The 10,870-nt window shown below is 64.4% G+C and carries 8 protein-coding genes, 1 tRNA gene, 2 rRNA genes and 1 pseudogene; 7 read left to right on the forward strand and 5 right to left on the reverse strand.

Features of this window, described 5'->3' with window-relative positions:
* Positions 1–80: 80 nt before the first annotated feature.
* From ligA to V5A38_RS12830, 4 genes are all read left to right on the forward strand, one after another.
* Complete coding sequence (gene ligA, locus V5A38_RS12815; protein ID WP_332326156.1) at positions 81–2,270, forward strand: NAD-dependent DNA ligase LigA; 2,190 nt, start codon at positions 81–83, stop codon at positions 2,268–2,270.
* Positions 2,271–2,342: 72 nt separating this feature from the next.
* Positions 2,343–2,930 carry a 2Fe-2S iron-sulfur cluster-binding protein gene (locus V5A38_RS12820; RefSeq protein WP_332326157.1) on the forward strand — a complete coding sequence of 196 codons (588 nt, stop codon included), beginning with the start codon at positions 2,343–2,345 and terminating at the stop codon, positions 2,928–2,930.
* A gap of 129 nt (positions 2,931–3,059) precedes the next feature.
* On the forward strand, positions 3,060–4,493 hold the full coding sequence (locus V5A38_RS12825; protein ID WP_332326162.1) for an MATE family efflux transporter: 1,434 nt from the start codon (positions 3,060–3,062) through the stop codon (positions 4,491–4,493).
* Positions 4,494–4,584: 91 nt separating this feature from the next.
* The gene (locus V5A38_RS12830; RefSeq protein WP_332326158.1) at positions 4,585–4,938 is read left to right on the forward strand and encodes a CHY zinc finger protein; all 354 of its coding nucleotides are present in this window, start codon (positions 4,585–4,587) and stop codon (positions 4,936–4,938) included.
* A 184-nt stretch (positions 4,939–5,122) separates the two neighbouring features.
* Here the strand turns inward: V5A38_RS12830 and V5A38_RS12835 are convergent, their stop codons facing one another.
* Together V5A38_RS12835 and V5A38_RS12840 are read right to left on the reverse strand one after the other, a co-directional pair.
* A complete protein-coding gene (locus V5A38_RS12835) occupies positions 5,123–5,977 on the reverse strand; it encodes a hypothetical protein (RefSeq protein WP_332326159.1) in 855 nt (284 codons plus the stop codon).
* A 518-nt stretch (positions 5,978–6,495) separates the two neighbouring features.
* Positions 6,496–6,597: pseudogene (locus V5A38_RS12840) on the reverse strand (3-ketoacyl-ACP reductase); the annotation flags it as partial.
* 29 nt (positions 6,598–6,626) lie between these two features.
* On the opposite strand from V5A38_RS12840, the gene V5A38_RS12845 reads away from it, so the two are divergent.
* The 3 genes from V5A38_RS12845 to V5A38_RS12855 all read left to right on the forward strand — a co-directional run bounded on the left by V5A38_RS12845 (position 6,627) and on the right by V5A38_RS12855 (position 8,579).
* Entirely contained in the window at positions 6,627–6,824 is a 198-nt protein-coding gene (locus V5A38_RS12845; protein WP_332326160.1) for a hypothetical protein, read from the forward strand.
* Positions 6,825–7,009: 185 nt separating this feature from the next.
* Entirely contained in the window at positions 7,010–8,137 is a 1,128-nt protein-coding gene (locus V5A38_RS12850; RefSeq protein WP_332326163.1) for an FAD-dependent oxidoreductase, read from the forward strand.
* 49 nt (positions 8,138–8,186) lie between these two features.
* Complete coding sequence (locus tag V5A38_RS12855; RefSeq protein ID WP_332326161.1) at positions 8,187–8,579, forward strand: RidA family protein; 393 nt, start codon at positions 8,187–8,189, stop codon at positions 8,577–8,579.
* A gap of 107 nt (positions 8,580–8,686) precedes the next feature.
* On the opposite strand, the gene V5A38_RS12860 is transcribed toward V5A38_RS12855, so the two are convergent.
* The 3 genes from V5A38_RS12860 to V5A38_RS12870 all read right to left on the reverse strand — a co-directional run.
* Positions 8,687–8,762: transfer RNA gene (locus V5A38_RS12860), tRNA-Cys, on the reverse strand.
* Positions 8,763–8,891: 129 nt separating this feature from the next.
* Positions 8,892–9,013, reverse strand: a 5S ribosomal RNA gene (gene rrf, locus V5A38_RS12865).
* A 130-nt stretch (positions 9,014–9,143) separates the two neighbouring features.
* Positions 9,144–10,870 (reverse strand): 23S ribosomal RNA (locus V5A38_RS12870); the annotation flags it as partial.

The raw sequence follows: 10,870 nt of genomic DNA on the forward strand, positions 1-10,870 counted from the left end.
ACACGACAGCGTGGGACGGTTGCCAATCACCGTCCCACACTACAGCCACCGTTTTCACGCCCCCTTCCCAACGACACTCAATGAGCCAGGCGCCCGATTCGAACCCGTACATCCGTCAACCGGACACCGAATTCGCGCCAACCGGCGAGTTGAGCGAGGACCAAGCCCGCGAGCAAGCCGAACAGCTCCGGGAGGCGATCCGCTATCACGACTACCGGTACTACGTGGAGAACGACCCGGTCATCTCCGACCGGGCGTACGACAAGCTGTTCGAGCGCCTGGAGAAGCTGGAGACGGCGTTCGACCTCGACACCGAGAACTCCCCGACCCGGCGCGTCGGCGGCGAACCCGTCGAGGAACTGGAGGACGTCGACCTCGTCGTCCCGCTGCTCTCGCTCGACTCCTCGGGCGAGGCGAAGGACGTCCGTGACTTCGACGACCGGATCCATCGGAAGCTCCGGGAAGCCGGTATCGGCGGCGACGGTGCGGAGCCACGCGTCGAGTACGTCTGCGAGCCGAAGTTCGACGGGCTCTCCATCGAGATCACGTATCTCGATGGCGTCTACGAGCGTGCGGCCACCCGCGGCGACGGCGAAACCGGCGACGACGTGACCGAGAACGTCCGCACCATCACCTCGGTTCCCCAGCGGCTCCGGGGCGACCCGCCTGCAGTGCTCGTGGTCCGTGGGGAGATTCACATGCCCCTCGACGGGTTCCAGGCGCACAACCGCGAGCGCATCGAGGAGGGCCAAGAGCCCTTCGCCAACCCGCGCAACGCCGCCGCGGGGAGCCTCCGACAGCTCGACCCATCCGTCACCGCCGAGCGTCCCCTCGACTGCTTCTTTTACGACGTCCTCTGGGCGAGCCACGAACCGGTCGACAGCGTCGAGGCTGTCGGGCCGGCCGAGCCTGACGAGGAGGACGCCTCGGCCGGCGCGGGAGAGCTCGACGGACTTGACACCCACTGGGCGGAACACCAGCAGCTCCCCGACTGGGGGCTCCGGGTGAACGAACGCCACCGCCTCATCGACGATATCGAGGAGGCGATCGACTACCGCGACGAGCTGCTCGAACTTCGGGACGACCTCAACTACGAGATCGACGGAACGGTGGTGAAACTCAACGACCGCGAGCAGTGTCGCGCGCTCGGCACCACCTCCCGACATTACCGCTGGGCGTACGCCTACAAGTTCCCCGCCCGCCGGGAGGCGACCCGCATCGCCGATATCGTCGTACAGGTGGGTCGAACCGGGCGACTCACCCCGGTCGCGCTGCTCGACCCGGTCGACGTCGGCGGCGTCACTGTCTCGCGTGCGAGCCTCCACAACCAGGACGAGATCGCCGAGCGTGGCATCGGCGTCGGCGACGTGGTCCGCGTCGAGCGCGCCGGCGACGTGATTCCGTACGTCACGGAGGTCCTCGAGTCCAACTCGGACGGGTATTTCGAGCTCCCAGACCAGTGCCCGGTCTGTGGAAGTGAGGTGGAGGCCGACGGCCCGCTCCGGTTCTGTACGGGCGGCATCTCCTGTCCCGCACAGCTGAAACGCGCCGTCGAGCATTACGCCAGTGACCGCGGGCTGGATATCGAAGGGCTGGGCGAGGAGGCCGCAGAACAGCTGGTCGACGAGGGGCTCATCGAGGACTCCGTCGCCGACCTCTACGACCTCACGAAATCGGCGCTGACCGACCTGGAAGGCTGGGGCGAGATTAGCGCCGAGAACCTGCTCGAGGAGCTCGAGGCGTCGAAACCCCCCGACTTGGGCGCGTTCATCTCCGCACTCGGCGTGCCCGGCGTCGGGCCGACGATGGCTGACGACCTCGCGAGGGCGTTCGGTGAGCTCGACTCACTGCTCGCGGCGGACGAGGCACAGATCCGTGAGGTCGACGGGTTCGGCCCGACAGTCGCCAGCCACGTTGTGGAGTTCTTCACCAACGAGCGCAATCGTCGGGTGATCGAGCGCCTCCGTGAGGCTGGCGTCGATCCCCAGAGCGCCGAGGAGTCCATCGAGGGGCACGAACTCGACGGGCTGACGTTCGTCTTCACCGGCGCGCTCGAGATTACCCGTGACGAAGCCCAACAACTCGTCGAAGCCCACGGCGCCAACGCGACGAGTTCAGTGTCGAGCAACACCGACTACCTCGTCGCAGGCGAGGACCCGGGCCAGACCAAACGCGACGACGCCGCAGAGCACGACGTCCCCGTGCTCGACGAGGCGAAGTTCTCGGCGCTGTTGACCGACCACGATATCGAGTACCCGCCCGACGCGTGACCCGAACGCGTTCGGGGAGAACGGCCGTCAGCAATCACAACCACCTTAACCCGGGCTACCGAAAGCCGTACTATGGCTGTGAACACTACGGCGCTGGGGGTCGCAGTCCTCCTCAGCGGGGTGCTGGCGGTGCTTCACTTCGTTCGTGGGACGGGGTGGGAGTCCGGCCCGGATATCTCGGACGAGCTGCTCGAACACCGCGCCTCGACGGTGCCCGAGACTGATTTCGCCGAACCCCACAACCGCGCAGTCGGTGGCGGCGGTGGCGGCGCCGTCGCTGTCGGCGGTGAGGCGGGCGAAGAGGGTGAACTCGAAGGGGCCGAAGAGGGCGAAGTGGAACCCAGCCCCGCCGAGATTCCCGAGGACGAGGTCGAGTACTTCGAAATCGAGTTCGTCAAAGAGGGCGAAACCGTCGAACTGCCGAACAACGAGACCATCCTCGACGCCGGCGAGGAGGAAGGGTTCGACCTCCCCTACGCCTGTCGACAGGGGCAGTGTGTCTCCTGTGCCGGCCAGGTTCAAGAGGGAGCCAGCGAGGACTACCTCGTCCACGACGGCCAGGAGATGCTCTCCGATGGTGAGATCGACGACGGCTACACCCTGACCTGTGTGGCCTACCCCCGGGACGACTTCACGCTCGAGACCGCCGAAGCGCCCTAAGAGCGCCCGGTTCCTGTCCAGGCTGCTTCTTCCGACGCGTTCAAGCGGGCCGCTGCCGACTGACCACCCGTGCCCAGCCCCACGCCGGAGGTCCGCGGTTCGCTCACCGAGGGGGAGCTTGCACGACCGATGCTGCAGCTCGCGTGGCCAATCGTCGCCACGCAGCTGCTGATGGTCGCGTACAACCTCACCGACACGCTCTGGCTGGGGCAGTTCTCGACCGACGCCGTCGCCGCCATCTCCCTCGCGTTCCCGCTCATCTTCCTCTTCATCTCCGTCGGCGGCGGCTTCACCGTCGCGGGGAGCACGCTCGTCGCTCAGTACACCGGCGCGAAAAGCGAGCGCTCGGCCGGCACCGTCGCCGGCCAGACGCTCTCTTTCATCACCGCCATCGCGGTGGTCGTCGGCGTTCTCGGCTTCTTCCTCACTGACGCGCTGCTCGGAGTGCTCCCGAGTTCGCCAGCCACGCAGGGCCAGGTGGTGCCCCTCGCCGCCGAGTACATGGAGGTGTTCTTCCTCGGCCTCCCGTTTCTTTTCGGCTACTTCGTTTTCTCGGCGCTGATGCGGGGCTACGGCAACACGCGCGCGCCGATGCTCATCATGGCCGTCAGCGTCGGCATCAACGTCGTCATCGATCCGATACTCATCTTCGGCTGGGGGCCGGTCCCCCGCCTCGGCGTCGCCGGCGCGGCGGTCGCCACCATCAGCTCCCGCGGGGTCGCGACGCTGCTCGGCCTCTACGTCCTGTTCGGCACCAACGCCGGCCCCGACGTCTTTCTCGCGGATTTCCGCCCACGGCTCGAGTATATCGTGAAAATCGTCCGACTCGGCGTCCCCTCGGCGCTGGAGCAGTCGGCCTCCGCGCTGGGGTTCATCACGCTGACGGCGATGGTCGTCACGTTCAAACCCGAAGTCGTCGCGGCCTACGGCCTGGGAAACCGGCTCACCTCGCTGGTCTTTCTCCCCGCGCTTGGGCTCGGCCGGGCGACGAACACCATCGTCGGGCAGAACCTCGGCGCCGGGAAGCCTGACCGCGCCGAGCGGGCGGTGAAGCTGGCGGCGAAAGTCGCTGCGGGGACGATGCTCGGCGTCGCCGTCCTGACGGTGCTTTTCGCCGAGCCGGCGGTGGGGCTGTTCATCGGCACCGGGACGGAGGCCGCTGCCGAGACCATCCGACTCGGCGGGGAGTATCTCCGCGTTCGGGCCTTCGAGTTCGCGTTTATTGGCATCCTCCAGGTCGTGCTGGGTGCCTACCGCGGCGCGGGCAACACGAAGACGGCGCTGGCGTTCTCGCTGGTCGCCCTCTGGCTCGGCCGAGTGCCAATCGTCTACGTCCTCTCGTTCCTGCAGGGGATGGGGCCGGCGGGCATCTGGATCGGGATGGCTGTCGGACAGATCATCGGCGCCATCGCCGCTGCCGTGTGGTTCACCCGCGGGACGTGGAAGAGTTCGGTTATCGAGGCGGGAGCGGACGAAGCGGACAGTGAATCCGCGGTCGATACCGAGGAACGAGCCGACCAGGAGCCGGACAGCGAGGAGTCGGAACCGGCTGGCGAGGAGTAGGTCGACAACGACTCGGCGTCCCGCTGACTGAGCGGTTACCGGCATGCCAGTATCCCGTCAGACCCTTCCTCCTCGCCCCCGCACTGAACCCATGCCCAGCGTCCACGGTCACGAAGTCCGCGGCGTCGACGTCGGCCCCGAGACGCGCTGTCGCCACTACGGGAGCGACGTCGACGTCATCGCGATCCGGTTCCCCTGCTGTGGGACGTTCTCCCCCTGTTTCGAATGCCACGAAGCGGTCGCCGACCACGAGCCCCGGCAGTGGGGTACCGACGACGCCGACGCACCGGCGGTGCTCTGTGGCGTTTGTGGAGACCTGCTGACCGTGCAGGCGTACGTCGACTGCGAGGACCGCTGTCCGGACTGCGGTGCCGCGTTCAACCCCGGCTGTCGACGGCATTATCACTACTACTTCCACGACGCGCTGTTCGGGGACGGGGAGTAGCAGCTGTCGGAAACGGGAGTTCTCTTTTCAGAATCGCTGGGTGATTCGGAGTAGAGACCATTTACTCGCCGCAAGCGACCGAAGGGAGCGAGCGGGCCAAGGAGGCCTCGAAGAGTCCGACGCCGGCTTTTGGTCGAGCGTTTGCCAGGGCCGGCTTCGCCGGCCCGCAGCAAAAGGTCGGGGTTCAGTACCGCGACGGCATGTACGCCATGCCGAGTAGGAGAACGGCCGTTGCGCCGCTCAGGAGCGTGACGCCCCAGAGCCCGTTCTTGTGGTAGGTGTAGGTCTGTGTCGCCTCGTTGTGCTGGTTGAGTGCCTCGAAGTCGTCGGAGAGCAGGATCGTGCTCTCGTCGAGGAACTCGACGAAGAACGTCTGGTCGCCCAGCGTGACGTTCCCGCGCTGGCCGGCCGAGGTGGACATCGTCTCGGGCGCGGTCCAGTTCAGTTCGACGGCATCGGTCGTGACGGTGTCGATAGTCGTCTCGTTGCCGTTGTAGTCGATGGTTTCGCTCTCACTGTACTCTCGGGTCTCGGGCTCCGGGAAGTACTCGTCGGCCGGGACGAGCGTCTGCTCGCCGTCCTCCTCGATGACGACGTGGGCCTCATCTTCGTACATCACCGTCTCATTGTCGGCATCGGGGTCATCCGCGAGGATGGTCTCCTTGTCGAGGACCTGTTCCAGCGTGAACGAGGCGGGGTCGTCGCCCTCGGCGACGAGCACGCGCCACGTCTCGTTGTCGAACTCGACGGTGTCGTTTTTCGCCCAGCTCTCGGTGTACTGGGCGTCCGGGTTGGTCCATTCGAAGACGGCCTCGTACGTGGTGTCGCCGCCACCGCCGTGTCCGTCGCCTTCGGATTCGGACACGTCGACGGAGTCGACGGTGTACTCTTGGCCGGAGACAGTCACGCTATCTCCGGCTTGTAGCTCCTGCCCGTCGGCGTCCAGATGTGGCGACTCGGCTGTAACCACGAGCCCGAACGACAGCGCCCCCACGATGACGAAGAAGGCGGTGAAGACTGCCACAGCGCGTCGTTGCATGCATGGCCATAGGTAGACCCGGCGTGAAAACGGTTCCTCTTTCGGGGGCGGCAGACGGGCACAACCAACAGCCCTGTCGCGGCCGTCGGCGATGTATCGGGTGGGAGCAGCTGGGTACGGACCCGCGGTAGGCTTCGCATAACCGCTGTCAGAGTAAACTACGTAAGTAGCCATGTGATGCCGTACCAGAAGCGTCTCTCTCCACGGATATGGCTCGTGGCAGTAACGATATCGTAGACGAGCGGACACAGGTGTTCAATCGGTCGGGGAGAACTACTACGACGAGTTTCTGCGCATACAGCCGAAGACGGAGTCGTCGCCATCTCTGGACGAGACCCACAACCTCACGCGCATCACGTCAGCACAGCGAGGCGCACTGGCGGACACCGTCGCGGACCACGACCTCTCTCGAGTTGGAAGGGGAGAACTTCGTCACGCTGACTAGCGGGCTCGACGAGCCCGAAGCGGACGCCCGCCTCTGTGCCGACCTGTTGCGCCCGGTCTACTGCGTGGCCCTCGACGACGTCGGCGCCGTGCTCGGCGAACGCGAGCGCGATGCCGCGGCCGATGCCGGAGGCGCCGCCCGTAACGACGGCCGTCCGACTCTCGAGGAGGCTCACGATCCAGAGCCGTCCGGTGGGGCGTTCAAGTGACAGGCCGCGAAGTGCCGGCCGTTTCCGTACTCGGGCTCGACTTCGTAGCTGGGGACCTCCGTCGCACAGATCGTCGGTTCCGTGAACCGCTCTTCGAGCAACCCTGCCGCGTCCAGCCAGCGCTCCTCTTGGAGGGAGTCGACCGCGGTATCGACGACGTCACTGAGAAGTACGGATCGCTCTACGACCTCTGAGCCGCTCCCTCCTCGCTCAGCCCGGCCACCCCGTTCATCAGTCGTGTCCAAGGGCCGGCCCAGTTCGGCCTTCGCGTTGTGGAAGTGCAGCGCGAGCCCCACGCCACCACCGCGAGTCGGTGGTGGGGCCACAGTTTCAAGCCACCGCAACCGAGTAGAATGATACGAGCCACTCCGTCGCGGTTATCCGTGGCGGCATCGTCGGCATGGCCAGCGCGTACGAGCTCGCCACACGGGGTGCCGACGTGACGGTTTATGAAAAGGGCACCCTGGGCTCTGGGAGCACAGGCCGCAGCGGTGGCGGCATTCGCTCCCAGTTCTCGACGCGGGTGAATGTCGACCTCTCGCTCGCCAGCAAGCGCGTCTGGGACGGTTTCGAGGAGCAGTTCGGGGTCGACATCCGGCGACGCCGGGTCGGCTACCTCTTTCTGGCCCGGGAGGAAGCCACCGCAGCCGCGCTCCGAGAGAACGTTGCGATGCAGAACGACCGCGGCGTCCCCTCGACGTACCTCTCTGCGGAAGCCGCCCGCGAACACTGCCCGGAACTCCACCACGGGCGGTACATCGGGGCGGCGTACAACGCCGAAGACGAGTTCGTCGACCCGTATCTGAGCCTGCAAGGCTACGCCAGTGCTGCGCGCGACCACGGCGTCGACGTCCGACCGAAGACCCCGGTGACAGATATCCGGCGCGAGGGTGACGCAGTCACCGGCGTCCGCGTGGATGGGAACTGGGTCGACGCCGACTTCGTCGTCAACGCCGCCGGACCGTGGGCCGGGCAGGTCGCGTCGATGGCAGCTGTCGACCTCCCGATTACGCCGGAACTGCACCGCCTCGCAATCGCCGAACCTGAGGCGCCGCTTCCCGACGACGTTCCACTGACAATCGACGTGGACGGCGGCGCGGTCTTCCGCCCGGAGGGGGATGGGCTCGCCGCCGTAGGGGGCAGCGCTGGCGGTCACCCCACCGCGGACCCGGACGATTTCCCACAGTCAGCCGATCTCCAGTGGAGCCTCGACGTGTTCGAAGCCGTCTCGGAGATGTGTGGTTACTTCGGGCCGGAGTCGACGGTTCGGGACACCATTACCGGGCTCTCCGCGGTAACGCCAGACGCCAACCCCGTTATCGAAGAGACTCTGCCAGGGCTGGTCAACGCAGTTGGCTTCTCCGGTCACGGCTTCATGCACGCCCCCGCCGTCGGCATCCTCGTCGCCGAGCTGATCCTCGACGGCAACGCGAGCCTCGTCGATATCGTTGCCCTGTCGAGTGATCGGTTCGATGGTGACACTGACGCCGAGCGGACGGTTATCTGAGGGGCCGACGAACACGGGGGTTTACGAGCTCGTAGCGGAATGTCATCGCATGCCACAACGAGTCGAGCATGCCAGTGGGACCGACTGGGAGGAGGAGTTCGGCTATGCACGAGCCGTGCGCGTAGGGGAGACCATCCGCGTCTCCGGCACCGCCGCTGTCGAGGACGGTGAGACGGTCGCCCCGAACGATCCGTACGAACAGGCGGTATACGTGTTCGGCGTCGTCGACGATGCACTCGAGGCCCTCGATGCTGGCCCGACGGATGTTGTGTCGACCCGGGTGTACGTCGTGGATTTCGACGATTGGGAACCGATCGGCCGTGCTCACCGGGAGTTCTTCGACGATGTCCGGCCTGCGACAACCCTGCTGGAAGTCGCGTCGCTGCCTGCTCCCGATCTGTGTCTCGAAATCGAGGTCGAGGCCGTCGCACCTGAGTCCTGAGCGGAGGAACATGGTGGCCGAGTTCGAACGTGGCCGTGTCGCTGCCGCTTGCTCCTGGATCGAACCGTACGCGTAGCTCTCGTTGCTCTGGCTCGTTCGTCAGAGAAAGCCAAGGGCCGGATTTGAACCGGCGATGGGCGGCTCTGCAGGCCGCTGCGTTAGGCCGAACTCTGCCACCTTGGCGCACTCGAACGTAGTCGGTTCAATCGTTTAAGCGTACCGTAATCCGGCGCTTTCGCTCGGCGGACCGACCGGCCGAGCGCATCTGAAACTGCACCGCACGCTCTCAAAGTATGAAAAACCGCAATGAATGGAAGACGGCGAACCAGCGTTCCCAGCGGCTCGCGCACGCCAGTAGTTGCTGACACGTGGGTGAGCTTAACTTCCGTGTTCGGGATGGGTACGGGTGTTTCCTCACCGCTCTGGCCGTCACGCCGAGTCGTGGAATCGAACCACGATTACACCAGCCTCGGTCGAACGGTCCGCGTGACCGTATGAAATAAGCGTAGTCCAGTTCGCACCTGGACCCGTTAAACGGGCGCAGTGCAGATTCTGATTACCGGATGAATGATGGCTTCGGACTGTTAGTGCTCGCGGACTCAACGCCTCGTTGCCTCGGCGCGTACATCCCGAGTCTATCTAACTCCTCTTCTACGAGTGTCCTCAACGGTACTTCGTTTCCAAGTGGGTTTCGAGCTTAGATGCGTTCAGCTCTTACCCCGTGTGGCGTGGCTGCCCGGCAATGCTCTTCCGAACAACCGGTACACCAGTGGCCACCAATCGTAGTTCCTCTCGTACTATACGATCGTTCTCGTCAAGTACCATAACACCCCCAATAGATAGCAGCCGACCTGTCTCACGACGGTCTAAACCCAGCTCACGACCTCCTTTAATAGGCGAACAACCTCACCCTTGCCCGCTTCTGCACGGGCAGGATGGAGGGAACCGACATCGAGGTAGCAAGCCACCCGGTCGATATGTGCTCTTGCGGGTGACGACTCTGTTATCCCTAAGGTAGCTTTTCTGTCAGCAACCGGTTCCATCAAGGAACCTGGTTGGTTCGCTAAACCACGCTTTCGCGTCAGCGTCACTCGTTGGGAATGACACTGTCAGACTTCCGTTTGCTCTTGCGCTCTTCCTCGGGTTTCCGACCCGAGTGAGGAAATCTTGGGGCGCGCTCGATATCTTTTCGAGCGCGTACCGCCCCAGTCAAACTGCCCGGCTACCGGTGTCCTCCGCCAGGAGTGAGAGTCGCAGTCACTACCGGGTAGTATTTCACGGCTGGCTCGGTGGCCCGCTAGCGCGGGTACCTGTGTAACGCCTCCTACCTATTCTGCACAGTAGCGACCACGTCTCAGCGACAGCCTGCAGTAAAGCTCTATAGGGTCTTCGCTTCCCCTTGGGGGTCTCCAGACTCCGCACTGGAACGTACAGTTCACCGGGCCCAACGTTGGGACAGTGGCGCTCTCGTTGATCCATTCATGCAAGCCGCTACTGAAGCGGCAAGGTACTACGCTACCTTAAGAGGGTCATAGTTACCCCCGCCGTTGACGGGTCCTTCGTCCTATTGTACTAGGTGTTCAGATACCCGCACTGGGCAGGATTCAGTGACCGTACGAGTCCTTGCGGATTTGCGGTCACCTGTGTTGTTACTAGACAGTCGGAGCGCCCAAGACACTGCGACCTGCCCCGTGTGGGGCAGGCATTCCTTATTGCGAACGTACGGAACTAACTTGCCGAATTCCCTAACGTCGGTTGTCCCGACAGGCCGCGCCTTGCTCTGGCAGAGTACCTGTGTCGGATCTCGGTACGAATATCGTGCTCCCTTTTCACGGACTCCTGGTACCATCGACTCGCGCTGTCTCGAGTTTCGCTCGCTTCTTGCCGTTACGGCGTCCACGAGCTTCCTCGATTCGACTGGGCGAAGGCCCAGCTCGATGTTTCCGGAAGTGTCGGTTTCAATGCACGATAGTGCTGGAATATTAACCAGCTACCCGTTCGACCCCTTCGTCTTACGGGGGGCCTTAGGATCGACTAACCCTTGGCTGATTGACAGTGCCAAGGAACCCTTACTCTTCTGGCCGTCGGGGTTCGCACCCGACTTTCGCTGCTACTATGACTAGGATTTTCTTCACTGAACGGTCCACACGAGTCCTCACCCATGCTTCCATCCGTCCAGAGTGCCAACCTACAGGATTGCCGTTACTCACGGCACCGCTAGGTCTCGGAGGTGGACTTGAGCCCCGATCATTTTCGGCGCCTCGAACCTCGGCCGGTAAGCTGTTACGCTT

The organism is Halolamina sp. (genome assembly GCF_036626355.1).
Lineage (GTDB): Archaea > Halobacteriota > Halobacteria > Halobacteriales > Haloferacaceae > Halolamina.